This is a genomic window from Actinomyces capricornis, from assembly GCF_019974135.1.
Lineage (GTDB): Bacteria > Actinomycetota > Actinomycetes > Actinomycetales > Actinomycetaceae > Actinomyces > Actinomyces capricornis.
Genome location: NZ_AP025017.1, coordinates 513,121 through 539,843 on the forward strand (window position 1 = coordinate 513,121; position 26,723 = coordinate 539,843).

Consider the following 26,723-nt stretch of genomic DNA (forward strand, 5'->3'; position numbering starts at 1 on the left):
CGTCTCCAGCCTGTGAGCCGAGGGGGGCTGAGCCGATGGGTCCGGCCGGTCCCTCCGCGGTGGAGGGGAGGGACATCGTCGGCCTGGCCGACTGGGCAGCCGGGGCGGATGAGGCGGATGAGTCGGCGCTGTGACGGCCGCGGCGCTGCACAGGCTGCGAGGCCGGGGGCACAGCGGTCTGGCCCAGCAGGGCGCTGGCGGCCTCGGCCTCGGTGAGCCGGTGACCGCGGGGCTCGGCCGAGCGGCGGGCGGAGGGGCTGGCCGTATCGGCGGGCCGCTCAGCGGGCGCCGAGGGAATCGCCGAGGCGGGTTCGGGAGGCTTGGACGCAGCCTGGGCGCCAGTGCGGAGCTGAGCGGCCGCTGCGGCTCGCTCAGCCTCTCGACGCTGGCGTCGACTCATCGGCTGTGTGGTCACGCTGTCGGCCTCCATGCGGCTGGTAGATCCCTCGCTCAGGCGGCGAGTTGTCGATTGCCCCTCATAACAATAGAACGCTATCCGTTACCTGTCTGCCGGAACGATAGCGAGGCAAACAGGGTCGTGCCAGGAGAAGAGTCACACACACATGTGACCTCCACCGCCCGAACTGTACAGCGCCGGGAGGCCCGCTTGCGAGGAATCCACAGGATCCCGGGGGCGCCGGCACCCCTGGAGGCCTCACCCACGGCGCTGGTACTCCTCGCGCTGCATGGCGTCATTCACCTCACCGACGAGCTCCTCGAGGATGTCCTCCAGGAAGACCACGCCCACCAGGGCGCCGTCGGGGTCCTCCACCCGCCCCAGGTGGGCGCCGGTGCGCTGCATCGCGGCCAGGACGTCCTCCACCTCGTCGTCGCGCTTGACGGGCACGAGCGCCCGGGCCCGCCAGGAGGGCACCGGCTCACCGCGCTCGGGGCCCTCGGCGTAGAGGATGTCCTTGAGGTGGAGGTAGCCGGTGATGACCGGGACGACGGCGCCGGGCGCCTCAGCCCCTGCAGCCACCGCCGTGCCCGCGGCGCCCTCCTCCCCCGGCTCCGGGCCCGCCGAGGGCTCGACCAGGGGGAAGCGGGAGTAGCCGGTGGAGGCCACCGCCCGCTCCACATCCTCGGGCGTGCAGTCGCGCGGCAGGGTCACCAGGCGGTCCAGGGGGACCATGACGCCGCCCGCGGTCTCCTCGGAGAACTCCAGGGCGCCACTGAGCAGGCCGGTGGAGTCCTCCAGGACCCCCTCGGCGGTGGAGCGCTCGACGATGGAGGCCACCTCCTGGGCGTTGAAGGTGGCCGAGACCTCCTCCTTGGCCTCGATGCCCACCAGGCGCAGGACGCCGTTGGCCAGGCTGTTGAGCCCGTTGATGACCGGGCCCAGGATCCGCGAGATCCGCACCAGGGGCGGGGCCAGCCACAGCACCGCCTTGTCCGGGGAGGCGATGGAGATGTTCTTGGGCACCATCTCACCGGCCACCACATGCAGGTAGACGACGATGACCAGGGCGATGACCACGGCCACGGCGTGGGAGCCGCCGTGGCCCACCCCCACCCGCTCCAGGAGGGGCTCCAGGGCATGGGCGATGGCCGGCTCGGCCACCACCCCCAGGCCCGTGGAGCACAGGGTCACCCCCAGCTGGGCGGTGGCCAGCATGCGCGAGACGTTCTGCAGCGCCCACAGGGCGGTGGCGGCCCGGGCGTCGCCGGACTCGGCCAGGGGCTCGAGCTGGCTGCGCCGCGCGGAGGTGACGGCGAACTCGGCGCCCACGAAGAAGGCATTGCCCGCCAGGAGGGCGAGGGTGATGAGGAGGGCCAGGGGGGTGCTCATGAACCCCCCTCCCCCGCGGGGCCGCCGGGCAGCCCGGCCCCGCCGCCCCCATCCTCGCGCGCCCGGGCGTGCAGCCTGGTGACGCGGCGGGCCTCCATGGCGTCCACGCGCAGGACCGCGCGCGGCAGGGTGACGGCGTCGCCCACCCGCGGGATGCGGCCGAGCTCGTTCATCACCAGCCCGCCCAGGGTCTCGTAGGGGCCGTCGTCGGGCACGTGGATGCCGGCGCGGGCGGCCAGCTCGTCGGGGCGCATCCACCCGGGCACCACCCAGTGGCCGGAGGGGTCGAGGTGAGCGCCGGAGCGGCGCCGGTCGTGCTCGTCGGCGACATCGCCCACGACCTCCTCCACGGCGTCCTCCAGGGTCACCACGCCCGCGGTGCCGCCGTACTCGTCGACGACCAGCGCCATCTGGGAGCCCTGGGCGCGCAGCTCGACCAGCAGGGCCGCCAGGGGCATCGTCTCGGGCACGCGCGGGGCGGGGGTGATGAGGGAGGAGGAGGCCACCGGGACCTCGCCGCGCTTGTCGTGGGGCACGGCGATGGCCCGGCGCAGGTGGACGATGCCGATGACGTCGTCGGCGTCGCGGCCGATGACCGGGAAGCGGGAGTGGCCGGTGGCGCGGGCCAGGGCCACGACGTCCTCGGCGCTGGCCTCGGCCTCCAGGGTGTGGAGGCGGCCGCGGTCGGTCATGACGTCGACGGCGGTGAGCCGGCCGACCCCGATACTGCGGGTCAGCAGGGCGGCGGTGGACACGTCCAGGGTCCCCTCCTGGGCGCTGTGGCGCACCAGGGCCGCCAGCTCGGAGGCCGAGCGGGTGCCGCTGATCTCCTCGGCCGGCTCGATGCCCATGCGGCGCAGCAGCCGGTTGGCGGTGTTGTTGAGCACCACGATGAGGGGCCGGAGCAGGGTGGTGAAGCCCATCATGAAGGGGGCCACCAGCCCCGCGGCGCGCATGGGGTCGGCCAGGGTGGCGTTCTTGGGGATGAGCTCGCCCACCACCATGGAGAAGGCGTTGACGATGATCAGGGCAAGGGCCACCGAGGCGCCGGTGGCCACGGACTGGGCCAGCCAGCGGCTCATCAGCCCCTCCAGCAGCCCGGCCAGGGCCGCCTGCATGGTGTAGCCCAGCAGGATGGTGGTCAGGGTGATGCCGACCTGGGCGCCGGACAGCAGCGTGGACAGGCACCCCAGGGCCCGGCGCACGGTGACGGCGCGCCTGTCCCCGGCCGCGGCGCGGGTCTCCACCGTGGAGGGGTCGAGGGCCACCAGGGAGAACTCCCCGGCCACGAACAGGGCGGTGCCGATGGTCAGGACGATCCCGGCGCCGATCATGAGCCAGTCGGTCATCGATCCGGTCATCACGGCCGCCTCGGGGCTCCCCCGGCGCCCTCAGCGCGGGGCGGCCACGGTGAGTGGGGGTGGTCGGGGGCGGGTGAGGAGGCGGGGCGCTGGCGGGAGGTGCGCCTGCGGGTCCGTCGGGAGGCCGATCGCATAGTGGCAGGAACGGTATCACCGCGCGGCCGGCCGGGGCGGAGCCCGAGCCGCGGCGCGGGTGGGGGCACCTCGCGGATGAGAGCCTCCGCAGGGCGCAATATGTCGGAAACATATGAGCCCTTGGTCCCGCGTTTCGTCGGCGACGGGGGCGCCGAGCCCGTACCATGGCACCGGACAGAACCGCACGTCATGAGGCCGGTCGGGCCCGCCACCAGGCCTCGTGAACGACGATCTCACCGAGGAGAGACGCTGTGCCCACGCAGGACCGCCCCGCCCCACGATCCAGCGCAGGATTCGGAGCCAACGAGTGGATAGTGGAGGAGATGCGGGCCGCCTGGTCCGCCGACCCCGCCTCCGTGAGCACCCAGTGGCGCGAGCTCTTCGAGGCCGACCCCCAGGCCGGGCAGGCCCTGCAGGGCGCCGCCGCCCCCGACCCCCTGGAGGGCCCCCGGCGGGCCACGATCACCGCCTCCTCGGCACCCTCGGCGCCCCGCACCGCCTCCGCCGTCCAGGACGTCAGCCGCTCGGACCTGCCGCCCGCGCCGCCGTCGGACGCCGCCCCGCCCACCTCCCCCTACGCCCAGCGCCGGGCCGCCCTCCAGGCCCAGGACCCCTCGGGCCAAGGCGGCCAGGGCGCGGCCACCCGCCTCAAGGGCGCCGCCGCCCGCACCGCCAAGAACATGGAGGAGTCCCTGTCGGTGCCCACGGCCACCTCGGCTCGCGCGGTGCCCGCCAAGGTCCTCATCGAGAACCGGGCCGTCATCAACGCCCACCTGTCCCACACCCGCGGGGGCAAGGTCTCCTTCACCCACCTCATCGGGTGGGCCGTGGTCGAGGCGCTCACCGAGATGCCGGGGATGAACGTGTCCTACTCCGTGGACGAGGCCGGCAAGCCGATGCTCAACACCCCGGCGCACGTCGCCTTCGGCCTGGCCGTGGACGTGCCCGGGGCCGACGGCGAGCGCCGCCTCCTGGTGCCCTCCATCAAGCAGGCCGACCTCATGGACCTGGCCGGCTTCGTGGCCGCCTACGAGCAGCTGGTCTCCCGGGCCCGGCAGGGCGGCCTCGAGCTCGCCGACTTCCAGGGCACCACCGTGACCCTGACCAACCCCGGCATGCTCGGCACCCTGCACTCCGTGCCGCGGCTCATGCCCGGCCAGGGGCTCATCGTGGGGGTCGGCTCCATGGACTACCCGGCGGCCTTCGCCGGCGCCAGCGCCGAGACCCTGGCCCGCCAGGGCATCGGCAAGATCCTGACCCTGACCTCCACCTACGACCACCGCGTCATCCAGGGGGCGGCCTCCGGGGAGTTCCTGCGGCTGGTGGAGCGCAAGCTCCTGGGCCTGGACGGATTCTGGGACCGGGCCCTGGCCTCCCTGCGCATCCCGCACGAGCCGGTGCGCTGGGCCCGCGACTCCACCTACGACCCCGAGCTGGAGACCGGCAAGCCCGCGCGCGTGGCCGAGCTCATCCATGCCTTCCGCCAGCGCGGCCACCTGGCCGCCGACACCGATCCGCTGACCTACCGCCTGCGGCGCCACCCCGACCTGGACATCGCCTCCTACGGGCTGAGCCTGTGGGACCTGGACCGCACCTTCCCCACCGGCGGGCTGGGTGGCCGCGAGCGCGCCACCCTGCGCGAGATCCTGGAGATGCTGCGGGGCGCCTACTGCCGCACCGTCGGGGTGGAGTACATGCATATCCAGGACCCCGCCCAGCGCACCTGGTGGCAGGAGCGCCTGGAGACCGACTGGAGGGAGATCGACCACGCCGAGCGGCGCCGCATTCTGTCCAAGCTGGAGCAGGCCGAGGCCTTCGAGACCTTCCTGCAGACCAAGTACGTGGGCCAGAAGCGCTTCAGCCTGGAGGGCGGGGAGTCCCTCATCGTGCTGCTGGACCGCCTCCTGGACTCCTGCGCCCATGACGGCCTGGACGAGGTGGTCATCGGCATGGCCCACCGCGGGCGCCTCAATGTGCTGACCAATATCGCCGGGAAGTCCTACAGCCAGGTCTTCGACGAGTTCGACGGCAACAGCGTCATCGAGGGCGCCAGCACCGGCGACGTGAAGTACCACCTGGGCACCGAGGGCGTGTTCACCGGCACCGACGGGGTCTCCACCCGCGTGTCCCTGGCCGCCAACCCCTCCCACCTGGAGACCGTCGACGGCGTTGTGGAGGGGATCGTGCGGGCCAAGCAGGACCGCATCGGCCTGGGCGAGAAGGGGTACACGGTCCTGCCGGTCCTGGTCCACGGCGATGCGGCCTTCGCCGGGCAGGGCGTGGTCTACGAGACCCTCAACATGAGCCAGCTGCCCGCCTACCGCACCGGCGGCACCGTCCACGTGGTGGTCAACAACCAGATCGGCTTCACCACGGGGGCGGCCTCGGCGCGCTCGACCACCTACGCCACCGACCTGGCCAAGGGCCTGCAGGTGCCGATCTTCCACGTCAACGCCGATGACCCCGACACGGTGGCGCGTGCCGCCCACCTGGCCTACGAGTACCGGCGCACCTTCCACAAGGACGTCATCATCGACCTCATCTGCTACCGGCGCCGCGGGCACAACGAGGGTGACGACCCCTCGATGACCCAGCCGGTCATGTACCGCCTCATCGACTCCCTGCCCTCGACCCGCCAGGTCTACACCTCCGCCCTCGTGGGCCGCGGCGACATCACCGCCCAGGAGGCCGAGGAGCTGGCCGCGGAGTACCACGACGAGCTGGAGCGGGTCTTCTCCGAGGCCCGTGCCCAGGCCGGGGGCGCCGAGGGCGCCCCGGAGGGCCGGTCCGCCGCCGAGACCCAGGACTTCTCCGACCCCGCCAGGGTGGGCATCCCGCGCTCCTCCCTGGAGATCCCCGCCTCCCAGCAGGCCGGCTCGGGCATGATGCTGGGCTGGACCTCGGCGGTGCCGCGCGATGTCATCGAGCGCATCGGGGATGCCCAGGTGGCCTGGCCTCCCTCCTTCCGCGTCCACCCCAAGCTGGAGGCGATGCTGGCCAAGCGCCAGTCCTCCTCGCGCGAGGGCGGCATCGACTGGGGCTTCGGGGAGCTGCTGGCCCTGGGCAGCCTGCTCATGGAGGGGGTGCCGGTGCGCCTGGCCGGGGAGGACGCGCGCCGGGCCACCTTCTCCCAGCGCCACGCCGTCCTGCACGACCACGACTCGGGGGCGGAGTGGACGCCGCTGAGCTTCCTGACCCCCGACCAGGCCTCCCTGGAGATCTACGACTCCCTGCTCAGCGAGTACGCGGCCCTGGCCTTCGAGTACGGCTACTCGGTGGAGCGCCCCGAGGGGCTGACCATGTGGGAGGCCCAGTTCGGCGACTTCGCCAATGGGGCCCAGAGCGTCATCGACGAGTACGTCACCTCGGCCACCCAGAAGTGGGGGCAGCGCTCGGGCCTGGTCATGCTCCTGCCCCACGGCCAGGAGGGCCAGGGGCCCGACCACTCCTCGGCGCGCATCGAGCGCTACATGCAGATGTGCGCCCAGGACAATATGTGGGTCGCCCAGCCCTCGACCCCGGCCAACCACTTCCACCTGCTGCGCGAGCACGCCTACCGGCGCCCGCGCCGCCCGCTCATCGTCTTCACCCCCAAGCAGCTGCTGCGGCTCAAGGCGGCCACCTCCCCCGTGGAGGACTTCACCTCCGGGGCCTTCCAGCCCGTCATCGGGGAGGTCGACGCGGGCCTTGCCGCCAGCGGCGAGGTGGACCGGGTGCTGCTGTGCTCGGGGCGGGTCTACTACGACCTGCTGGCCCACCGTCAGGCCACCGGCGATACCCGCACCGCCATCATCCGCCTGGAGCAGCTCTACCCCCTGGATGCCGAGGCCATCAGCGCGGCCCTGGCCCCCTTCGCGGGCGCGGAGCCGGTCTGGGTCCAGGACGAGCCCGCCAACCAGGGCATGTGGCCCTACCTGGCCCTGCACCTGCCCGTGGAGCTGACCGGGGGCGTCCTGCCGGGGCTGGTCTCGCGCCCCGAGGCCGCCGCGCCCGCCGTGGGCGCCGCGGGGGCCTTCCGCGCCCAGCAGGAGGAGCTGGTGGCCCGCGCCTTCGCCCGCGACTGAGCCCCTCCGGCGTCCCCTCGGCCACCGCACCGGCGAGTGCTGCGCGTCGCGCGTGCGGGGCCGCTGCGCGGCGGCCCCGCGCCCCTGCAGGCGCGGCCGCTGTTCGCCGTCGGCCACCACGGCGCCACGACACCGCGGGCCTACCACATCGCGGGGGTCGGGCGCGATAGCGTCTATCCACCATGATGACGAGGAGGCATGCCGTGGAGGAGACAAGGCTGAGCTTCATCGGTGACGAGCTGGTGGCCGGTCACGGCGACGGGCGCGCCCTGGGCTGGACGGGACGGGTCATGGCGCGCACCCCGCGGGAGGCCGACATCCTGTGGACCTCCCTGGCCGTGCCCGGGGAGACCACCGCCCAGCTGGCCGAGCGCTGGCAGGCCGAGGTGGCCCGCCGCTCCACCCCCACCGGCCGCAACCGGCTCGTCGTGGGCCTGGGCGTGGCCGATGTGCGCGCCGGGGTGTCCTACGCCCGCTCGCGCCTGGCACTGGCCAACATCCTGGACACGGCGGCCTCCGATAACCGGGCCTGCTTCGTCGTCGGCCCTCCCCCGCTGGCGGGGGTGGATCCCGACGCCACCGCCCAGCTGACCAAGGCGGCCTCCGAGGTGTGCGCGCGCCGGCAGGTGCCCTTCGTCGACGCCTTCGAGCCGCTGCGCAACCACGAGCAGTGGAACACCGATGTCACCGCCGCCGGCGGCGCCCACCCCGGCCAGGCCGGCTACGGGCTCCTGGCCTGGCTGGTCCTCCACCGGGGCTGGTACGAGTGGCTGGGGGTCGACCAGCCCGCCTGAGCCCGGCGGGCGCCGCTGCCCCTGAGCCCGGAGGAGGGAGCGGGAGGGAGGCGACGCCGCTTCCACGCCCTACTGCGCCCTGCTGCCGCTGGACGCTCCGGGGAGCGATCAGGCCACGGGCGCCAGGCTGGAGGTGTCGATGGTGGCGACCTCGATGTCCTTCTCGTCGAAGAGCACCGCGGTGCCGCCCAGGTCCACCACGGAGAAGTGGCCCGCATCGGTCAGGAAGTGCCAGGCTGTCGCCGGGGCGCCCCGGTAGGTGAAGGAGGGGTCCCCGGCCGAGACCGCCTCCAGGGTCATGCCCCGCATCTCGCAGAAGAGGTCGATGGCCTGCTCGAAATGCGTCCGGGCCCCCATGGCGCCCGCAGCCCCCGGCGAGGCGGGCGACCCCGCCGGGGCCCGGCCCTGGCCGGGCCGCGCCCGGGTCGCGCCCGCGAGCAGGGAGTCCAGGAAGGGCAGGAGGTCGTCCTGGTCGACCAGCTCGGTGCGGGGGTGGGCGGTGAGGAAGGCCGCGTTGAGCTCGACCAGGTCCTCCACGGCCTGGGCCGCCAGGAACTCCCGGGTGAGGGCCTCGAAGGCGGCCTCCGTCCTCGGATCGGCCCCGGGGGCCGGCGTGGGCGCCTCCTCGACGGCCTCCCACAGGCGCTCGAAGATCTCGGCGTGGCCGATGGCGCCGATGAGCGGCAGGGTCCGCCCGATGGCGCTGACAATGAGGGGGCTCCATTGCGAGTGGCTGACGAATCCGGCCATGCCGCCCTCCAGGACCAGGCTCAGGTAGCGGTCCACGAAGTAGGAGCCCACCGCCTGGACGCTCATCTCCTCATAGGCCACCTGCCGCTCGCGCAGGTAGTCCACCACCTCCCGGTTGGAGGCCACCGCCAGCGCCGGATCGGCGCTGCGGGCGCTGGCGGCGGAGATGACGACGTGGTCGAGCATCTGGCCGCACAACCGGTCGATCAGCATGGGTCCTCCTGGGGATTCCTCGGGCAGGCGTGTTGGGGATGGAGGAACTCTAGTGCCGCGCCCTCCCGGTGCGCATGCGCCATGCCGTTGCAATGACGCGGATCGACGGCGGATCACGGGCGGGTCGCGCGCGGGTCTCGGGCAGGTCTCGCCAGTGTCGAACCGGTTGCGGGCGGGTCGCGCGCGGATCACGCGCGGGGCGGCGGCGCCCCGTCGTCCTGAGCCCGCTCCGCACCGGGCACCTCGGGGCCCTGCCCCAGGGCGTCGACCATGGTGCCCACCCACTGGGCGAGCTTCTCGATGTGCAGGCTCCACGGCGTGCGCCCATCGGTCTCGTGCCAGTTGCGCAGGGCCGCCACGAACATCGAGATGACGCCCGTGGCGATGATCCGGGCCTGGCCCCGGCTCCATCGCCCGGTGCCGGCCATGAGGGCGGCGAGCTCATCGGCGCGCTGCTCGACCAGGAGATACCCCGCCGCCCGGATACTCGGCACCTGGGACCACAGCCGCATGCGCGCCAGGGTCGTGGCCGCATCGGTGACGACGTGCCGCTCCCAGATCTCCTCGACCGAGGCCCGGATGGCCTCCCAGGAGGGCTGGCCCTGCCCGAAGTGGTGCTCCAGTGCGGCTGTCAGCACGTCGTCGTGCTCGTCGTGCAGGACGAGCCCCTCCTTGGTGGCGAAGTAGCGGTAGACGGTGGAGGGGGAGACCTCGGCCGCCTCGGCGACCTGCTCGATGCTCACCGCGTCGTAGCCGCGCTCGGCGAACAGGGCCAGGGCGGTGGCCTGCACATGGCGCATGGTCGCGGCCTTCTTGCGGGCCCGCAGTCCGGGCCTGGGGCCCAGGGCCCCCTCCTGCTGCGCAGCGCTGCGGGGGCGGTCGCCGCCGGTCTGGGTCACTCGGGCTCCTGGCTGTCATGGGGTGGACAAGGTCACCGTAGCATGTACAGTTACTCTCATGAGCAAGTCGCTTTCAGATTTGGCGATCCGTGCCGAGGGGATGGTGAAGACCTTCGGGAGCACTCGCGCCCTGGACGGCCTGACCCTGCGGGTGCGCACCGGTGAGGTCCACGGCTTCCTGGGCCCCAACGGCGCGGGCAAGACGACGACGATCCGCGCCCTGCTGGGCCAGCTGCGCCTCGAGGGCGGCAGCGCCGAGGTCCTGGGCATGCCGGCATGGCAGCGGGCGGTCGATATCCATGAGCGCTTGGCCTACGTGCCCGGGGACACGGCGCTGTGGCCGGGCCTGTCCGGCGGGGAGTGCATCGACCTGCTCGCCGGCCTGCACGGCCCGGTGAGCCCCTCGCGCCGGGAGGAGCTCATCGAGCGCTTCGAGCTCGACCCCTCCCGCCGCATCCGCACCTACTCCAAGGGCAACCGCCAGAAGGTGGCGCTCATCGCCGCCCTGGCCACCCCCTGCGAGCTGCTCGTCCTCGATGAGCCGACCTCCGGCCTGGATCCCGTCATGGAGGCGGTCTTCCAGCAGGTGGTGGCCGAGCGCAGCGCCCAGGGCGCCACCGTCCTGCTCTCCAGCCATATCCTGGCCGAGGTCGAGACCCTGTGCGAGCGGGTGACCGTGGTGCGGGCCGGGCGGGCGGTGTCCACCGGCAGCCTGGCGCAGCTGCGCGCCCGGGCGCCGGTGTCCATCGAGGCGCTGACCGCCACGGCCCCGCAGGGTCTCGATCGCCTGGAGGGGGTCAGTCGCCTCCAGCAGGGACCGGCGCCCCGCGGGGTGGAGACCAGCCTCCTGGTCGCCCGCACCGGGCTCGCCGAGGCCGTGGCCGCCCTCAGCGCCGCAGGCCCCCTCGACCTGGCCGTGCGCCCCCCGAGCCTGGAGCAGCTGTTCCTGGAGTACTACCGGGACGACGGCGCGGCCGGGCCCCCGCCGTCGGGGGCCGACGACGCCCCCGAGCCGGTGCTCGCACGGGTCGAAGGCGGGGGTGAGCCCCGGTGAGCGCGCGCGGCGGCCACCGCGCCCAGGCGCGCCTGCTGTCCGGGCTGGGGCGGAGCACGAGGATCGGGCTGCGCACCTCCGGGCCCGCCCTCATGAGCGCGGCGGCACTGGGCACGGCGCTGGTGCTCGGCAACGCCGTCAGCGCCCAGGGCCTCTACCCCACGGCGGCCGAGCGCGAGCACTACGCCCAGCTCATGGGGCCCTCCGCGGTCATCATCGCCTTCAACGGCCGCGGCTACGGCCTGACCTCCCTGGGCGGGATCACGGCCTACGAGGTCGGGTTCATGGGGCAGCTCCTCTTCCCCATGGCGGGCCTGATCCTGGCGGTCCATCTGACCCGCGGTGAGGAGGAGGCCGGGCGCACCGAGCTGCTCACCGCCGCCCCCGTGGGCCGGCTCGCCGCACTGGGGGCCGCCCTCCTCCTGCTCACGGCGACGGCGGCCCTCATGGCGGGCGGGATCCTCGTGGGCCTGACCGTCCTGGGGCTGCCCGCCTCCGGCTCCGCGTGGTACGCGGCCAGCACCGGGGCCTGCCTCCTGCTCTTCGGCGCCCTGGGGTGCCTCCTGGGCCAGGTGTGCGCGCTGAGCCGGACGGCGCTGCGCCTCGGCGTCGGCGTGATCACTGCCGCCTTCCTGGCCCGCGCACTGGCCGACGGCTTCGGCTCTCGCGCCGCTGTCCTGGGACCGCTGGGATGGCTGCCCGAGGTCCGCGCCTTCGAGGAGCCACGGGCCTGGCCGCTCCTGGCCCATCTCATCGCCGTCGGGCTCCTGCTCCTCATCACGGCGGCGGTGGCTGCGCGCCGCGACCTGGGCGCCGGGGTGCTGGCACCCCGCCCGGGGCCGAGGGCGGCCCACCCCCGCCTGGCGACATGCGCGGGCTATGCCTGGCGCATGCTCCGTCCGGGGATGCTGGGGGCCATGGCGCTGACAGTGACCTGGTCCCTGCTCCTGGGCCTGCTGGGCCGGGAGATGGAGGAGATCGCCGAGGCCACCCCGAGCCTGCTGCTGGCCCTGGGGGCGAGCCGGGGCACCGACGTGCTGGTCATGCTGGCCACGATCGTGGCCGGTGCGGCCTCGGCCGCTGTCGGCGTGCAGGCCGGCACGCGCCTGGCCGCGGAGGAGGCGACGGGCCGCCTGGCCGCCGTGCTCTGCACTCGGGTGCCGCGCCGGCGCCTGTGGCTCACATGGTGGGCGCTGGCCCTGCTCGGCTCCCTGGTCGTGCTCGCCGCCTCCTGCCTGTCCCTGGGGCTCAGCGCCTGGCTGATGACCGGGCAGGTGGAGGACCTGTCCACGGCCTGGGGCGTGGTGGCCGCCTACGCGGCACCGGTCGCCGTGGTGGTGGCCCTGTGCTCGGCCCTGGGGGCGCTGGGGCCCCGGTGGCCGGCGCTGGGGTGGGCCGCCATCGGGTGGATCCTCACCGTGGGATTCCTCGGACAGGCCCTGCAGCTGCCGCAGTGGGCCCAGGACCTCTCGCCCCTCCACCTCGTGGGCACCCAGCCGCTCCAGGACCTCAGCGGGCCGGCCGTGACGGGGCTGAGCACCGCCGCAGTGGTGCTGCTGGCCGCCTCCACGGCCATGTTCCGCCACCGCGACCTCGCCGCAGGATGAGCGGGCAGCACCATCGCCCCGGCGCGCACGACGGCGGCCGGCCACCTGCGTGGTGGTCGGCCGCCGTCGTGGTGCGTCAGGGCGCCTGCCCGGCCCGGCTCAGGCGTTGGGACGCTTGCCGTGGTTGGCGCCGGACTTGGCCCGTGCACGACGCTTGCGACCGCGCTTGCTCATCACTGCCTCCTCGTGTCAGATCTGCCCCACGAGGGGGCATGGAACGCCTGATTCTTGCACACCGGCTCCTCAGGCTGCCAGTGGCGCCTCCCCCGCGCCCCGGTGAGGGTACCCACATCGAGGTCGGGTCGCACCCCGCCGTCAGCCCCGCTCGATACGCCAGGACTGGGAGGTGGTGCGGGTCGTGCGGGTGACGCCGTCGACCGTCGTCACGCTCACCGAGGAGGACATGCGCATGAGGGAGAGCCGGCCCAGCACGCGGGCGCGCAGCTCGGGCGGGGCCTGCTCGGCGCAGCGCGAGCGCAGGAGCTCACGCAGGTGGGTCTCGGCGTCGGCCAGACGCGAGCAGTGGTCGCAGGCGGCCACATGCTGGGCCAGGCGCTCGGTGAGATCGGCGGAGCACTCATGGTCCAAGAAGGCCTCCAGGTGGGCCAGGGCCTCACTGCACGAGCAGTCCGATTCCCCGGCCGCCCCGGCGCCCCGGGAGCCGGGAGCCTCCTGCGCCCCCGGTGCGCCGCCTGGCGCGGCGGCACCCTCGAAACGGCTCATCACTGCTCCTCCCCCCTGACGTAGCCCAGCGAGCGGGCATGGTCGGCCAGGAGCTCGCGCAACTGGCGGCGGCCGCGATGCAGGCGCGACATGACGGTCCCGATGGGGGTGTCCATGATCTCGGCGATCTCCTTGTAGGCGAAGCCCTCGACGTCAGCGAGGTAGACCGCCAGGCGGCGGTCCTCGCTCAACTCCCCGAAGGCCGCCTTGATCTCCTCATCGGGCAGCAGGTCCAGGGCCAGGCTCTCGGCGCTGGGCAGGCCCACGGAGTCGTGGGAGGCGGCGCGGTGCAGCTGCCAGTCCTCGACGGTATCGGCGTCGGACTGCAGGGGCTCGCGCTGCTTCTTGCGGTAGGAGTTGATGAAGGTGTTGGTCAGGATCCGGTAGAGCCAGGCCTTGAGGTTGGTGCCGGGACGGTACTGGTGGAAGGAGCCGAAGGCCTTGGCGTAGGTGTCCTGGACCAGGTCCTCGGCGTCGGCCTGGTTGCGGGTCATGCGCAGGGCGGCGCCGTAGAGCTGGTCGAGGTAGGGCAGGGCCTCGGCCTCGAAGCGCGCAGCACGGGCGGCCTCGTCCTCGTCGGCCGGCGCCCGGTCGGGCGAGTCGGCCTCGACGGGGCAGGCGGCCCGGTCGCAGTCGTCCTGCGACTCGTGCGGCTCGGCGTCGGCCGGCGAGGCGTCGGTGCGGTGGTCGTCGGTGTCCGTCATCAGCCACGAGCCTAGCCCGGTCGGGGCCATGCCCCCGTCATCGACAGCGCCGGCGGTGCTGGCTGCCACGGCGCCGGCACGGCCAGAGGGCGCTTGCGATCCCTGCGGCGCAGGGCGGGTCAGGCAGAGTGTCACGACCTGAGCAACGGGCCCACCACCCCGTTTCATTCCCGGCCCCACCACCGGTCGGCCGCAGGAGAGCACCGGCAGGCCTGGCGCAGGGGCACTCTGAGGGCGGAAAACATGGCCTGAGAGGTGCGGGTGCGTCAGGATGGTCACTATGGATCTTCTACGCGCACTGACCCGACCGATGCTCGCCGCCCCCTTCATCGTCGATGGGGCCGACGCCGTGGTGCGCCCCCGCAGGCACGCCGAGAAGCTGGAGAGGGTGATGCCCGCCCTGGAGCGCACGGGCCTGCCGCCGATGCTCAGGGCCGACGCCCGCATGCTGGCACGCCTGTCCGGCGCCGCGAGCGTGGTGGCGGGCCTGGGACTGGCCACGGGCCGGGCGCCGCGCACCAGCGCCGCCGTCCTGGCGGCCATCAACCTCCCGGTCACCATTGTGGGCAACCCCGGCTGGACCCTGTCGGGCAGCGCGCGGCGCGAGGCCTTCTCCGGTCTGCTGCGCGGGGCGGCGCTGGGCGCCGGACTCCTCATGGCCAGCGTGGACCGCCAGGGCCGCCCCTCCCTGGCCTGGCAGCTGCGCAACTCCCGCCAGCAGCGCGAGGCCATCGAGACCGCCCACCTGGCGGTGCGCCGGCACTACGGGGTGGAGGCGGCCTGAACCTGTCCCCCCAGCGGGGCGAGGCGCTACCCTCAGGCGTGCAACGCCGCCGTCTATGCCCAAGGGAGCAGCCATGACCGACCAGTCGAGCCAGCCGAGCATCATTTACACCTGGACCGACGAGGCCCCCATGCTGGCGACCCACTCGCTGCTGCCCATCATCGAGGGCTTCGCGCGGCGGGCCCAGGTCGGCGTCGAGACCGCCGACATCTCCCTGGCCGGCCGCATCCTGGCGGCCTTCGGCCTGGCGCCCGACGACCTGGCCCGCCTGGGCGACCTCACCCAGTCGCCCACCGCCACCATCATCAAGCTGCCCAATATCTCGGCCTCCCTGCCCCAGCTCAAGGCCGCCATCGCCGAGCTCCAGGCCCAGGGCATGGAGGTCCCCGACTACCCCGACTCCCCCGCCACTGAGGAGGAGCAGCGGATCCGCGCCGCCTACGACGCCGTCAAGGGCAGCGCCGTCAACCCGGTGCTGCGCGAGGGCAACTCCGACCGCCGCGCACCCGCTGCGGTCAAGGCCTACGCCCGCTCCCACCCCCACCGGATGGGCGCCTGGTCGGCCGAGTCGGGCACCCGGGTGGCCACCATGAGCTCGGGGGACTTCCGGCACAACGAGCGCAGCACCGTCCTGCCCGCCGACGGCGAGGTGGCCATCCGCCTGCGGCCCGCCGACGGCGGGGAGCCGGTGGTCCTGCGCGAGTCCCTGGAGGTGCGCGCCGGGGACGTGCTGGACGCCACCTTCATGTCGGCCCGCGCCCTGGACGCCTTCCTGGCCGAGCAGGTCGCGGCGGCCTCCCGCGAGCAGCTGCTGGTCTCGGTCCACCTCAAGGCCACCATGATGAAGGTCTCCGACCCGCTCATCTTCGGCCATGCGGTGCGCGCCGTCCTGCCGGGGGTCTTCGAGCGCCACGGCCAGGCGCTGGCACAGGCCGGCCTGCGCGCCGAGGACGGGCTGGGCGCCATCGAGGCCGGCCTGGCGGACCTGCCCCAGGGCGAGGCCATCCGCGCGGAGATCCAGGCCGAGCTGGCCGCGGGCCCGCGCATCGCCATGGTGGACTCCGACCGGGGCATCACAGGCCTGCACGTGCCCAGCGATGTCATCATCGACGCCTCCATGCCGGCGATGATCCGCAGCGGCGGCAAGATGTGGGGCCCCGACGGCGCCACCCACGACACCCTGGCGGTCATCCCCGACTCCTCCTACGCCGGGGTCTACGCCGCCGTCATCGAGGACTGCAAGGCCCACGGGGCGCTGGACCCGCGCACCATGGGCACGGTGCCCAATGTGGGCCTCATGGCCCGCAAGGCCGAGGAGTACGGCAGCCACGACAAGACCTTCCTCATCCCCGCCGCCGGCACCGTGGAGGTCGTCATCACCCGGGGCGCCGGGGGCGAGCCGGGCACGGTCCTGGTCTCCCACGAGGTGGAGGCCGGGGACATCTGGCGGGCATGCCTGACCCAGGAGGCACCCATCCGCGACTGGGTGCGCCTGGCCGTCGCGCGCGCCCGGGCCACCGGCGCCCCCGCGGTCTTCTGGCTCGACCCCTCCCGCGGGCACGACGCCGTGCTGGCCGAGCTGGTCCAGCGCCACCTGGGAGAGCTGGACACCAGCGGCCTGGACATCCGCATCCTGGATCCGGTGGCCGCCACCCGTCTGTCCCTGGAGCGGGCCCGGGCGGGCCAGGACACCATCAGCGTCACCGGCAACGTGCTGCGCGACTACCTCACCGACCTCTTCCCCATCCTGGAGCTGGGCACCAGCGCCAAGATGCTCTCGGTGGTGCCCCTGATGAACGGGGGCGGCCTGTACGAGACCGGCGCCGGCGGCTCGGCGCCCAAGCACGTGCGCCAGCTGGTGGAGGACAACTACCTGCGCTGGGACTCCCTGGGGGAGTTCCTGGCCCTGGCCGAGGCGCTGCGGCACGCGGGCGAGGTCTCGGGCGGCTCCCGGGCCGCCGTTCTGGCCGACGCCCTGGACGCGGCCACCACGACCCTGCTGGAGGAGAACCGCTCCCCCGCCCGTCGCGTGGGCGAGATCGACAACCGCGGCTCCCACGCCTGGCTGGCCCTGTACTGGGCCCGCGAGCTGGCCGCCCAGGAGGCCGACGCCGAGCTGGCCGAGGCCTTCGCGCAGGTCGCCTCCCAGCTGGAGGCCGCCAATGAGACGATCCAGGCCGAGCTCGTGGCCGTCCAGGGCAGCCCCGCCGATATCGGCGGCTACTACCGGCCCGACGAGGCCAAGGCCACTGCGGTCATGCGCCCCTCGGCCGCGCTCAACGGGATCATCGACGCCATGTAAGGCCCTCCCGCCCCGACGACGATGGCCGGCCCCGCCCCGGGGCCGGCCATCGTCGTGCCCGAGCCGCGCCTCCCCTCCCCGGCCGCGCCGATCGCGCCCAGCAACGACCCTCACCCCGGAAAACTATGATCGATCCTGACACATATCTGCTTGGATATCTCAGGATCATTCACTATCATGGGGCGCGCTGCCGCGCCTGCGCCAGAGCCCCGCACGGGCCGCCGAGCGCGCGGCCGCAGATCACCGCCAGCCTCAACCCGTGGGAGCAATGATGACCGCAGTGGGATGGAGCGCGGCCGCGCCGGGGGCCGCCGCCCCGAGCCGGGCGGAGCGCCATGACTAGGCGCCCCCGCATCACGATCCTCACCCCCAACCCCGCTATCGACGTCACCTACGAGGTGCCCGAGCCGGCCCTGGGGTGCACCAACCGCGTCACCGCCGTCTCCCGCCGGGCGGGAGGCAAGGGGCTCAATGTCGCTGCGGTGCTCTCCCGCCTCGGCCTGGCCTGCCGGGTCACCGGCCCCCTGGGCGGGCCCGCCGGGCAGGAGCTGCGCGAGCTCCTGCGTCACTGGGACCACCAGGACGGCGCCGCGATCGTGCCCGCCTGGGTGGACCTGCCCCGCCTGACCACTCGCACCACCGTGACCGTCATCGCGCAGGACGGCACCGCCACCGGCCTCTACGAGCCCGGCCCCGCCCTGGACCGCGACGACTGGCAGGCACTGACCCGCGCCGCCCTCAAGGACCTGGGCCCCGGGGATGTGCTGGCCGTGTGCGGCTCCTGCCCGCCGGGCACCAGCGCCGAGCAGCTGACCGACCTGCTGGCGGGAGCCCGCCAGCGCGGCGCGCGCACCATCGTCGACACCTCCGGCCCCCTGCTGGCCGCGGCGGCCGCCGTCTGCGACGTCGTCACCCCCAACCGGGAGGAGCTGCTCCAGGCCACCGGCGCCCAGAGCCTGCACGAGGGCGCCCAGGCGCTCCTGGACTCGGGCACCGGCGCGGTGGTGGCCTCCGATGGGCCCCGGGGCATGATCCTGTTCACCTCCGGCGGCCAGGACCCCCACCCCTGGTACGCCCCCGCACCCAGGGTCGAGGTGGTCAACCCCACCGGCGCCGGGGACTCGGCCGTGGCCGCGCTGGCCGCCGAGCTCCTCAACCACCCGCCCGCCCCGGGCTCCCCCGTGCTGCAGCCCCGCGCCCTGGCCGCCGCCGTCGCCCTGTCCGCCTCGGCCGTGACCACCCCGGTGGCCGGCGCGGTGGACCTCAGCCTGTCCAACCAGCTCCTCTCCCAGATCAAGGTGGTTCCAGCCCATGGCACTGACTGACCTCTCCTCCCTGGCCCAGGCCCGCCGGCGCAGCGGCGTGGGACTGGGGGCCTTCAACGTCATCCTCCTGGAGCACGCCGAGGCCCTCACCGCCGCCGCCGAGCGCGCCGGCCAGCCCATCGTCCTGCAGATCTCGCAGAACGCGGTGTCCTACCACGGGTCCCTGGCCCCCATCGCAGCGGGGACCCTGGCGGCGGCCGGCGCCGCCGGCGTCCCGGTGGTGGTGCACCTGGATCACGCCACCGACGTCGACCTCATCAAGGAGGCCGTGGAGCTGGGCTTCACCTCCGTCATGTACGACGGCTCCCAGCTCGACGATGAGGCCAACCGGCGCACCACCGCGCAGGTGGTCGAGCACTGCCATGCCGCCGGCGTCCCGGTGGAGGCCGAGCTGGGCGAGGTCGGCGGCAAGGACGGCGTCCATGCGCCGGGGGTGCGCACCGACCCCGACCAGGCGGCCCAGTTCGTGGCCGACACCGGCGTGGACCTGCTGGCTGTGGCCGTGGGCTCCTCCCATGCCATGACCGAGCGCAGCGCCGAGCTGGACAACGACCTCATCACCGCCCTGGCACGGGCCGTGCCGGTGCCCCTGGTCCTCCACGGCTCCTCGGGGGTCAGCGATGAGGGGCTGCGCGCCGCCATCAGTGCCGGCATGACGAAGATCAATGTCTCCACCCACCTCAATGTCCAGTTCACCGCGCGGGTCCGCCAGATCCTGGAGGACAGCCCCGCGCTGGTCGACCCCCGCAAGTACGTGGGCCCGGGCATGAAGGATGTGGGCACGGAGGTCGAGAGCCTCCTGCGCTGGTACGCCATGGAGGACTGAGGCCGCAGAGCCCCCGCTAGGCTCGGCCCATGCAGCCCTCTCCGCACGCCTGGTCCGCGCCCCGGGCCACCGGCCCCCTCGACGCCGTCGTGGCCCTCCCGGGATCGAAGTCCCTCACCGCCCGGGCCCTGGTCCTGGCGGCGACGGCGCAGGACGCGACGCTCCTCAGCGGCGTCCCGCGCTCACGCGACACCGCACTGCTGCTGGAGGCCCTCCGGCGCCTGGGCGCCTCCATCGAGGAGCTGGAGGCCGCGGCCGCGCAGCCTCAGGACCAGGGGCAGCGGCAGGAGGTGGGCCAGCAGCTGCGGATCACCCCCGCGCCCCTGCCCCCCGCCGGCGGGCTGAGCATCGACTGCGGCCTGGCGGGCACGGTCATGCGCTTCATCCCCGCCCTGGCCGCCCTGGCGCGCCGGCCCGTGGTCTTCGACGGCGATGAGGCGGCCCGGCGCCGGCCCATGCGCCCACTCCTGGAGGCGCTGACCTCCCTGGGGGCGAGGGTCCGCTACCTGGCAGAGACCGGCTTCCTGCCCGTCGAGGTCTGGGCCGACGGGCCTGGCGCCGAGGACGGGGCGGGCGCCGGGGCCGCCCCGGCGGAATCGGGTGGCAGCGCCCCGCCACAGCAGGTGCGGGTCGATGCCTCCGCCTCCTCCCAGTTCCTCTCCGCCCTGCTGCTCCTGGGACCGCTGCTGCCCCGGGGCCTGGAGGTGAGCGCCACCGGCCGGGTGGTCTCCCTGCCGCATGTGGAGATGACGGTGGCGGCCCTACGCGAGCGCGGCGTCGTCGTCGAGGCCCCGGCCCCGGGCGGCCCGCCCCGGTGGCGGGTTCATCCGGGACGGCCCCGGGGCGGTCAGGTGGCCATCGAGCCGGACCTGTCCAATGCGGGGCCCTTCCTGGCGGCCGCCCTCGTGGCCGGTGGGCGGGTGCGCGTGCCCCACTGGCCCGTCTCCACCACCCAGGCCGGCGACGCCTGGCGCGAACTGCTCGCACGCCTGGGAGGGCAGGTGGTCCTGGAGCCGGCGCAGGACGGCTCCCAGACCCTGGCCGTCACCGGCACCGGCCGCATCGAGGGCATCGACGCCGACCTGTCCGACCTCGGCGAGCTCGCCCCCACCCTGGCGGCCCTGGCCGCGGTGGCCGGCCATCAGGGCCGGGCCAGCCGCCTGCGGGGCATCGGCCACCTGCGCGGGCACGAGACCGACCGCCTGGCGGCCCTCAGCACTGAGATCAGGCGCCTGGGCGGGCGGGTCGAGGAGCTCGACGACGGCCTGGCCATCCACCCCGCCCCGCTGCACGGGGCGCTCCTGCGCAGCTACGCCGACCACCGCATGGCCACCTTCGCGGCCGTGGTCGGGCTGGCCGTGGACGGCATCGAGCTCGACGACGTCGCCTGCACCTCCAAGACCCTGCCGGGCTTCACCGGCCTGTGGTCGGGCATGCTCTCCAGCTGCGGGGGCGAGCGCTGATGGCGGGCCGGGCCCGGCGCGATACCGGCACCGACGACCCGCGCGTGCGCGTACGCCCCGGCAAGGGCTCGCGCCCCCGCACCAAGCAGCGGCCCGCCCACCGCGACGCCGTGGAGGGCATGGTCACCCGCATCGACCGCGGCCACTACCGCATCCGCCTCGATGACCCCGGCCTGACACGGGACGGCAGTGGGGATATCACCGCCATGAAGGCACGCGAGCTGGGCCGGGGGAAGGTGGTGGTGGGCGATCGGGTGGCCGTCGTGGGCGACACCAGTGGCCGCAGCGGCACCCTGGCGCGCATGGTGCGCATCCAGGAGCGCTCCACCCTCCTGCGGCGCAGCGCCGAGGACGGCGACGCCGCGGGCACGCAGCGCCCGGTGGTGGCCAATGCCGAGCTGCTGGTCATCGTCACCGCCGTGGCCGACCCCCAGCCGCGCCCCCGGATGATCGACCGCTACCTCGTCGCCGCCTATGACGCGGGCATGGAGCCGCTCCTCATACTTACTAAGAGCGATCTGGCCGACGCGACGCCTTTGTCAGATCTATACAAGCCCCTGGGAGTGCGCTGCCTGAGCACCGTCCTGGCGCCCCACGGGCCGGGGCCGGGACCCGCGGAGCGCCCCGTGGGGCCGGGGCCCCAGGGGGGCGGGGAGCCGGCCGTCCCGGTGGGTGCGCACCGCGGGCTCGGGGCGGTGCGCGAGGCCCTGACCAGCCGCACCTCGGTGCTCGTGGGCCACTCGGGGGTCGGCAAGTCCACGCTCATCAACGCCCTGGTTCCCGGGGCCGGGCGGGCCACCGGCCAGGTCAACGCGGTCACCGGACGGGGCCGCCACACCTCCACGAGCCTCCAGGCCCTGGAGCTGCCCGGGGGCGGCTGGGTCATCGACACCCCGGGGGTGCGCTCCTTCGGGGTGGCCCATGTGGGCAGCGCCGAGGTGCTCCAGGGCTTCGCCGACCTGGCCCAGGTGGCCCAGGACTGCCCCCGTGGCTGCCCCCACCTCGCCGGGGCGCTGGACTGCGCCCTGGAGGAGTGGGCCGAGCAGGCCGGGGATGCGGCCCTGGCGACCCACCGCCGGGCCCGCCTGGACTCCTTCCGCCGCCTGCTGGCCCCCGCCCTGGAGGCGGAGGATCCCACGCGTCCCTGAGGCCGGGCCGCAGCGCCCCCGCCGGGCTGCGCCGGAGCGGCTCCCGGCGCGGTTTCCAGCAGCGCTCCAGGGAATGCTCGCCCGCAGTGGCGAGCACCCCGCGCCCACCCCCCAGGCTCTTCCACCCGGCGCTCAGGCCGGCCACAGCGGTCTGATAGACACGCCGACGGCGACCACGAAGGACGTCACGGTTTCGTCGACCGCAGCACCCCCCGTGCGGGCTCGGGCCCAGCCCCTGGACGCCGTCGACCCGCCCGGCTGCGACCGCACCAGCCTCGGCAAAATCCACGGTGGCGAGGATGGCGGAAACCTAGGACCTTGACCCCGGTGGAGGCCCGAATCCCCGTAACAGATCCATTGCAGGTTTCAACCATCCAGATTTTGGGTTTTCCCACAATGAAGAGCACGATATTCTTCCTGTCATGCACAACACCCGTATCGCATCGTTTCCTCGCCCAGCGCTGGGCGACCTGACGGCACGAGCCGATCTGTCCGCCGCTCGACGGCGGGTCCTGGAGGTTGTCGAGGCCTCCGATGAGGCGATGACCGCCGTCCAGGTCGCCAGCGCTCTCAACCTGCACCACAACACCGTCCGCGAGCACCTGGACTCCCTGGTGGACGCGGGCTTCGTCACCATCTCCACCCGCCCCACCGGCAAGCGCGGCCGCCCGGCGCTGCGCTACTCCTCCACCGCCCCCGACCCCCGCCAGGTCATCGAGTCCTACCTCACCCTCCTGGACGCCGTCGCCAATGTCCTGGGCGAGGGCGAGGAGGCCGAGGCCATGGCCCTGGCCATCGGGCAGCGCTGGGCCGAGCTGACCCCCTCGGTGCTCGACGTGGCGGCGGCCTTCGACGCCACCACCAAGGAGCGCATGTCGGCACTGCTGCCCCACCTGGCGATGATGGGCTTCGCCCCCGAGGTCAAGGACGATGAGATCGTCCTGCGGGCCTGCCCGCTGGTCTCCCACGGCCACAACCCGCACCCCCTGGTGTGCGCCATGCACGAGGGCTTCCTGCGGGCGGTCACCTACGACGACGGCAACCGCCAGGCCGTGGCCTGCAATGGCGACATCGTCACCCCCGTGCGGATCATCCGCCCCACCGCCAACGGCTGCCGCCTCGACCTGAGCGCCGCCAATGAGCTGGCCAGCGCTGCGGATGCGGCCAGGGCCGAGGCCCCCGCCGACGTCGAGGACGCCGAGGGGCCCCTCGACGACCCCGCGGTGGCCAGGGCCAGCTGAGCCCGCGCCTGAGCGGTCCCGTTGAGCCTGCCGCACCGCGCCCTCCGGCGCCGCCCCTCCCGGCGCCGGAGGGCGCCGTGGCGCCGGCACCCGCTCAGGCGGTGATGCGCAGAAGGCCCTTGGCTCCCTTCTCCATGTCGGCGAAGGAGTGGGTGACCAGGACGTAGGTGCCGGGCTCCTGGGCCACGCACTCCACGAAGCCTCCCTGCGCCGGCTGGAGCCCCAGGGCCTGGGAGCCCCCGGACCAGGCCCGGCCGATGCTCTGCGGGCCGCCCAGGGTCCACGCGCCCTCGTGGAAGACCTGGTCGAACTGGAGGCCGACAATATGGAAGGAGGTGGGCAGTGAGGGGCCGGCGTCCAGGACCCAGAAGCGCAGGCGCTCGCCCACCCGCGCCTCCAGGGGCCGCTGGGCGTACTGGAAGGCCACCCCGTTGAAGGTCATGAGGTCGGGGGCCTTGGCGGCGATCTTGTGGGAGTCGGGCTCACCGCCCTCGGCGCCCAGGTAGACCTCGGAGGCCACGACGAGGAACTCCCGATCCACCGCGCCCAGGCCCGGCGGATCGATGACCACGGCGCCGTGCATGCCCGAGGCCAGGTGCAGGCTCATGGGCGCCGTCGAGCAGTGGTAGAGCCAGATGCCCGAGTGCTGGGCGGTGAAGCGGTAGTCCAGGGACCGCCCGGGGTCGATGGAGCGCATGGCCTCATCGGGCGGGGTGATGCCCGCATGGAAGTCGATGGAGTGGCTCATCGTGCCGTCATTGACCAGGAGGATCTCGAAGGTGTCGCCCACGCTGCCGCGCAGCACCGGGCCGGGCACCTGCCCGTTGAAGGTCATGCGGCGCTGGGTGCACCCCGCGCCGACCGGCATGACCTTCTCGGTGACGGTGAAGGTGTGGCGGTGGGTGACCGGCCCGCCAGAGGTGGAGGGGGCCGGGGGCAGGGTGGCCTCGACGGCGGTGAAGTCCTCGGGCAGCGGGGCCTCGTTGTCGGGGGTGGCGGCCGGCTCCTCCTGGCCGGAGTGGCCGGCGTGCTCCTGACTGCTGGAGGAGGCGCCCCCACTGCTCCCGGCGGCAGCAGCACCGGCGGTGGTGATGTGGAGGACCATGCCCTGGGCGCGGTGCCCGGCGATGGAGCACCAGCCCTCGGTGGGGCCGGTGATGACGCCCGCATCCAGGGTCCCGGTGCCGCCCGCCGCGATCCGGCCGGTGGTCGCGCCCGTCTCCAGGACCAGGTCGTGGACGAGGCCGGTGGGGTTGTCCAGGGTGATGACCAGGCGGTCGCCGGGGGCCACCTCGAGGGTCTCGGGCACGAAGCGCATGCCCTTGGCGGTGACCGTGACCTCGACCGTCTCCCCCGTGGCGGCCACACCCTGGCCACCCGATCCCGTCGTCGACTCGCCGTCCCGCAGAGCCATCGCCCCACCGGCGACGACGGCGGCCCCCGCAGTGAGCACGCCCATGATCACCCCGCGGCGGTCGGCGCCCGGGGTGGCGGGGGCCGCGGCACCACCCGGTAAGGGCTGTTGCGCGCGAGCGGAGGCGGGCGGGGCCCCCGCCGTCGTCCCCGCCGTCACTGCCCGGCGCCCGGGGGCGACGACGGCGGGCCCGGAGTCCTCCCCCACCGTGGAGTCGCGGTCGGAGGGAGCCGGGGGCGCCTCCGCCGCCTGCGGGGCCCCGCGGTCGGAGGGGGCCGGGGGCCTCCGCGGGTCGTGCGGGGTGTGCCCGCTGTCGTCGGGCTGGGATGGTGTGGTCGGTGTGGTCATGGCCGGTTCTCGATCGACGGGGCTGGAGCGGGGTGCTGGACTGGGGACCGGGGTCGGGTGGAGCATCCGGGAGGCGCGCCCCGTCCCGGTGGTGGCCCGTGGGACCAAGCGTGCCATGCCGTTGCGCTGCCGCGACCGCCGTCCCCGCCGACGCCGGGCGGCCCGGGCCCGCGGGCGGGCGAGAAAGGGCGTCACGTCGCGACAGGAGCGTCACTTCGCGACGGAGGCGACACCTGCAAGGTACGTCCACGTCGCGAAGCGACGCCTGCGTCGCGAAACGACGTCGTTCCCGCACCCCACGAGCACCTCCCCACACCCCGGGCACCACGCCGCCCCGCACCCGCCTCACCGGGACCGGTGCCGGCGCCCCACGGCCGAGTGCGGGCGTGCGGGGCCGGCACCATCCGCCGCCCCGCGCGCCACGCCGCCCCTACCCACGGCGCAGCGCGCGCAGGCACAGGACGATGCCCACGAGCAGGTAGGCGGCCACGGCCCCGGCCACCGCCCCACTCACGAGGCGCACCGGCCAGGGCAGGGCGGTGCTCAGCGCGATGAGGAGGCAGCCGTTGGCGGCGGTCACCCGGTAGGACGCGAAGCGGTCCATGATGGCGTTGGTCCGGCGCGTCATCGCGGGTCCGCCGCCGAGCATGACCGGGGTGAGGTAGCTCAGCGCCGCCACGAGGATCTGCAGGGCGAAGCCCGCGGCCAGGGCCAGGCGGATGGCGTGGATGACGCCGCGCCCGGCGGCGGCGCCGTCGGCCAGGGCGATCCCCACCCCCAGGTACCCCAGGCAGCCCAGCAGCCACAGCACCGCAGCGGCGGCCGAGGCCGTGGCGAAGGAGGTGGGCGGGACGCGGCGGGCGGTGAGGAAGCCCGGGAGGAGAACCCCGCAGGCGCCACCCCAGTACAGGAGCACCCCCAGCGCCGCCAGGGGCGGCCACAGCCCGCTGACGGCGGTGAGGGCCGTGCCCGCCACGAGCAGCGGCAGGGCCCGAACCGCCCAGCGCGGAGCGACGGGCTCCATCCTCGTGCGCAGCATCGTGGGCCACAGGAGCGTCAGCGTGCCCAGCACGGTGGTGCCCACGAACCCCAGGAGCATCGTGGTGGTGTGGGCCAGGTAGAGGACGTCGGCCAGGTGGGCGCGGCCAGCGTCGTCGGCCCAGGAGATGAGGTAGCCCAGGGCGGCGCCCACGGCCAGCAGCACCAGGGCCACGGCGTAGTGGAGGGCCAGCGCGCCCAGGCGGGCGGCCACCGCCCGCCGGTACTGCACCCCGATGGCCACCATGCCGGTCAGCGCCTGGCCCATGATGATGGCCACCCCGGTCATCGCCAGGATCTGGTGACCCGCGGTGATGCCCGCCAGGACGCAGACCGTGCCCAGGGCATGGGCGTACAGGCGCGCATCCAGCAGGGCCGCTCCGCCCAGGGCCGGGCGGTGCAGGAGGGTGTCGGCGAAGTGCGCCGACCAGATGGTGATGGCCGAGCCGATGCCTCCCAGGAGCAGGGCGTGCAGGGGCAGCCAGGTGCCCAGGCCGGCCAGGGGGCCGCCGATGATCAGGGCGGCCAGGACCGCGGCGCTCACCAGCCAGGCCAGGACCAGGGCATTGCGCCTGATCTGGGTGCTGCGGCGATGGGGGCGCCGGTGCGGGGCGGGTCGGCTGGCGGCGGAGCGACCAGCGGTGCCCGCACCCCGCGGCGGGCCGACGGGCAGGCTCATGGGGCCGCCATCCGGGGCGCCACAAGCGGGGCGAGCCTGCGCGGCCATTGGTCCTTCACAGC

General features: G+C 74.1%; 20 protein-coding genes. 11 read left to right on the plus strand and 9 right to left on the minus strand.

What is annotated here, in order from left to right; genetic code table 11:
• Window positions 1-655: 655 nt before the first annotated feature.
• Both MANAM107_RS02080 and MANAM107_RS02085 read right to left on the minus strand, forming a co-directional pair.
• Complete coding sequence (locus tag MANAM107_RS02080; protein WP_223910484.1) at window positions 656-1,789, minus strand: hemolysin family protein; 1,134 nt, start codon at window positions 1,787-1,789, stop codon at window positions 656-658.
• Complete coding sequence (locus MANAM107_RS02085) at window positions 1,786-3,138, minus strand: hemolysin family protein (RefSeq protein ID WP_223912746.1); 1,353 nt, start codon at window positions 3,136-3,138, stop codon at window positions 1,786-1,788. Before MANAM107_RS02085 ends, MANAM107_RS02080 begins: the two co-directional genes overlap by 4 nt.
• Before the next feature lie 398 nt (window positions 3,139-3,536).
• On the opposite strand from MANAM107_RS02085, the gene MANAM107_RS02090 reads away from it, so the two are divergent.
• Both MANAM107_RS02090 and MANAM107_RS02095 read left to right on the plus strand, forming a co-directional pair.
• A complete protein-coding gene (locus MANAM107_RS02090; protein ID WP_223910487.1) occupies window positions 3,537-7,349 on the plus strand; it encodes a multifunctional oxoglutarate decarboxylase/oxoglutarate dehydrogenase thiamine pyrophosphate-binding subunit/dihydrolipoyllysine-residue succinyltransferase subunit in 3,813 nt (1,270 codons plus the stop codon).
• A gap of 203 nt (window positions 7,350-7,552) precedes the next feature.
• Entirely contained in the window at window positions 7,553-8,143 is a 591-nt protein-coding gene (locus tag MANAM107_RS02095) for a GDSL-type esterase/lipase family protein (protein ID WP_179900287.1), read from the plus strand.
• Window positions 8,144-8,251: 108 nt separating this feature from the next.
• Here MANAM107_RS02095 and MANAM107_RS02100 read toward each other — a convergent pair whose 3' ends face one another.
• Window positions 8,252-9,106 (minus strand): DMP19 family protein, encoded by an 855-nt coding sequence (locus MANAM107_RS02100; RefSeq protein WP_223910490.1) that lies wholly within the window; start codon window positions 9,104-9,106, stop codon window positions 8,252-8,254.
• A gap of 188 nt (window positions 9,107-9,294) precedes the next feature.
• On the minus strand, window positions 9,295-10,005 hold the full coding sequence (locus tag MANAM107_RS02105) for a TetR/AcrR family transcriptional regulator (protein ID WP_223910493.1): 711 nt from the start codon (window positions 10,003-10,005) through the stop codon (window positions 9,295-9,297).
• Between the two features lie 58 nt (window positions 10,006-10,063).
• Between MANAM107_RS02105 and MANAM107_RS02110 the strand changes: the two genes are divergently transcribed.
• Window positions 10,064-11,059, plus strand: a complete 996-nt coding sequence (locus tag MANAM107_RS02110) for an ABC transporter ATP-binding protein (protein WP_223910496.1) — start codon at window positions 10,064-10,066, stop codon at window positions 11,057-11,059.
• Window positions 11,056-12,666 (plus strand): ABC transporter permease, encoded by a 1,611-nt coding sequence (locus MANAM107_RS02115; RefSeq protein ID WP_223910500.1) that lies wholly within the window; start codon window positions 11,056-11,058, stop codon window positions 12,664-12,666. Before MANAM107_RS02110 ends, MANAM107_RS02115 begins: the two co-directional genes overlap by 4 nt.
• Window positions 12,667-12,765: 99 nt before the next feature.
• On the opposite strand, the gene MANAM107_RS13200 is transcribed toward MANAM107_RS02115, so the two are convergent.
• From MANAM107_RS13200 to MANAM107_RS02125, 3 genes are all read right to left on the minus strand, one after another.
• Window positions 12,766-12,840 carry a 50S ribosomal protein bL37 gene (locus tag MANAM107_RS13200; RefSeq protein ID WP_373284822.1) on the minus strand — a complete coding sequence of 25 codons (75 nt, stop codon included), beginning with the start codon at window positions 12,838-12,840 and terminating at the stop codon, window positions 12,766-12,768.
• 141 nt (window positions 12,841-12,981) lie between these two features.
• Complete coding sequence (rsrA, locus tag MANAM107_RS02120; protein ID WP_223910503.1) at window positions 12,982-13,389, minus strand: mycothiol system anti-sigma-R factor; 408 nt, start codon at window positions 13,387-13,389, stop codon at window positions 12,982-12,984.
• Window positions 13,389-14,093, minus strand: a complete 705-nt coding sequence (locus tag MANAM107_RS02125; RefSeq protein ID WP_223910505.1) for a sigma-70 family RNA polymerase sigma factor — start codon at window positions 14,091-14,093, stop codon at window positions 13,389-13,391. Before MANAM107_RS02125 ends, rsrA begins: the two co-directional genes overlap by 1 nt.
• A 280-nt stretch (window positions 14,094-14,373) precedes the next feature.
• On the opposite strand from MANAM107_RS02125, the gene MANAM107_RS02130 reads away from it, so the two are divergent.
• The 7 genes from MANAM107_RS02130 to MANAM107_RS02160 all read left to right on the plus strand — a co-directional run bounded on the left by MANAM107_RS02130 (window position 14,374) and on the right by MANAM107_RS02160 (window position 23,182).
• Window positions 14,374-14,877: a DoxX family membrane protein gene (locus MANAM107_RS02130; RefSeq protein ID WP_223910508.1), complete on the plus strand. Its 504-nt coding sequence runs from the start codon at window positions 14,374-14,376 to the stop codon at window positions 14,875-14,877.
• A 73-nt stretch (window positions 14,878-14,950) separates the two neighbouring features.
• Window positions 14,951-17,179, plus strand: coding sequence for an NADP-dependent isocitrate dehydrogenase (locus MANAM107_RS02135; protein ID WP_223910511.1), 2,229 nt, complete (start codon window positions 14,951-14,953; stop codon window positions 17,177-17,179).
• 335 nt (window positions 17,180-17,514) lie between these two features.
• Entirely contained in the window at window positions 17,515-18,504 is a 990-nt protein-coding gene (locus MANAM107_RS02140; RefSeq protein ID WP_223910514.1) for a 1-phosphofructokinase family hexose kinase, read from the plus strand.
• Entirely contained in the window at window positions 18,491-19,330 is an 840-nt protein-coding gene (locus MANAM107_RS02145) for a class II fructose-bisphosphate aldolase (RefSeq protein WP_223910517.1), read from the plus strand. The genes MANAM107_RS02140 and MANAM107_RS02145 overlap by 14 nt, the downstream gene beginning before the upstream one ends.
• Window positions 19,331-19,359: 29 nt before the next feature.
• Window positions 19,360-20,793, plus strand: coding sequence for a 3-phosphoshikimate 1-carboxyvinyltransferase (gene aroA / locus MANAM107_RS02150; RefSeq protein WP_223910520.1), 1,434 nt, complete (start codon window positions 19,360-19,362; stop codon window positions 20,791-20,793).
• Window positions 20,793-21,941 carry a ribosome small subunit-dependent GTPase A gene (rsgA, locus tag MANAM107_RS02155; RefSeq protein ID WP_223910523.1) on the plus strand — a complete coding sequence of 383 codons (1,149 nt, stop codon included), beginning with the start codon at window positions 20,793-20,795 and terminating at the stop codon, window positions 21,939-21,941. The genes aroA and rsgA overlap by 1 nt, the downstream gene beginning before the upstream one ends.
• Before the next feature lie 422 nt (window positions 21,942-22,363).
• On the plus strand, window positions 22,364-23,182 hold the full coding sequence (locus MANAM107_RS02160; RefSeq protein WP_223910526.1) for a helix-turn-helix transcriptional regulator: 819 nt from the start codon (window positions 22,364-22,366) through the stop codon (window positions 23,180-23,182).
• Window positions 23,183-23,276: 94 nt separating this feature from the next.
• Here MANAM107_RS02160 and MANAM107_RS02165 read toward each other — a convergent pair whose 3' ends face one another.
• Both MANAM107_RS02165 and MANAM107_RS02170 read right to left on the minus strand, forming a co-directional pair.
• Window positions 23,277-24,944, minus strand: a complete 1,668-nt coding sequence (locus MANAM107_RS02165) for a multicopper oxidase domain-containing protein (protein WP_223910529.1) — start codon at window positions 24,942-24,944, stop codon at window positions 23,277-23,279.
• Between the two features lie 430 nt (window positions 24,945-25,374).
• The gene (locus MANAM107_RS02170) at window positions 25,375-26,661 is read right to left on the minus strand and encodes a hypothetical protein (protein WP_223910533.1); all 1,287 of its coding nucleotides are present in this window, start codon (window positions 26,659-26,661) and stop codon (window positions 25,375-25,377) included.
• Between the last annotated feature and the right edge of the window lie 62 nt (window positions 26,662-26,723).

Excerpts from the sequence above, each read along its gene's own strand:
- MANAM107_RS02130 (WP_223910508.1), top strand. The coding sequence starts at position 14,374 with ATGGATCTTCTACGCGCACTGACCCGACCGATGCTCGCCGCCCCCTTC.
- rsgA (WP_223910523.1), top strand. The coding sequence starts at position 20,793 with ATGGCGGGCCGGGCCCGGCGCGATACCGGCACCGACGACCCGCGCGTG.
- MANAM107_RS02110 (WP_223910496.1), top strand. The coding sequence starts at position 10,064 with ATGAGCAAGTCGCTTTCAGATTTGGCGATCCGTGCCGAGGGGATGGTG.
- MANAM107_RS02080 (WP_223910484.1), bottom strand. The coding sequence starts at position 1,789 with ATGAGCACCCCCCTGGCCCTCCTCATCACCCTCGCCCTCCTGGCGGGC.
- MANAM107_RS02145 (WP_223910517.1), top strand. The coding sequence starts at position 18,491 with ATGGCACTGACTGACCTCTCCTCCCTGGCCCAGGCCCGCCGGCGCAGC.
- MANAM107_RS02125 (WP_223910505.1), bottom strand. The coding sequence starts at position 14,093 with ATGACGGACACCGACGACCACCGCACCGACGCCTCGCCGGCCGACGCC.
- MANAM107_RS02170 (WP_223910533.1), bottom strand. The coding sequence starts at position 26,661 with ATGAGCCTGCCCGTCGGCCCGCCGCGGGGTGCGGGCACCGCTGGTCGC.
- MANAM107_RS02085 (WP_223912746.1), bottom strand. The coding sequence starts at position 3,138 with ATGACCGACTGGCTCATGATCGGCGCCGGGATCGTCCTGACCATCGGC.
- MANAM107_RS02165 (WP_223910529.1), bottom strand. The coding sequence starts at position 24,944 with ATGACCACACCGACCACACCATCCCAGCCCGACGACAGCGGGCACACC.
- MANAM107_RS02135 (WP_223910511.1), top strand. The coding sequence starts at position 14,951 with ATGACCGACCAGTCGAGCCAGCCGAGCATCATTTACACCTGGACCGAC.
- MANAM107_RS02100 (WP_223910490.1), bottom strand. The coding sequence starts at position 9,106 with ATGCTGATCGACCGGTTGTGCGGCCAGATGCTCGACCACGTCGTCATC.
- MANAM107_RS02140 (WP_223910514.1), top strand. The coding sequence starts at position 17,515 with ATGACTAGGCGCCCCCGCATCACGATCCTCACCCCCAACCCCGCTATC.
- MANAM107_RS02160 (WP_223910526.1), top strand. The coding sequence starts at position 22,364 with ATGCACAACACCCGTATCGCATCGTTTCCTCGCCCAGCGCTGGGCGAC.
- aroA (WP_223910520.1), top strand. The coding sequence starts at position 19,360 with ATGCAGCCCTCTCCGCACGCCTGGTCCGCGCCCCGGGCCACCGGCCCC.
- rsrA (WP_223910503.1), bottom strand. The coding sequence starts at position 13,389 with ATGAGCCGTTTCGAGGGTGCCGCCGCGCCAGGCGGCGCACCGGGGGCG.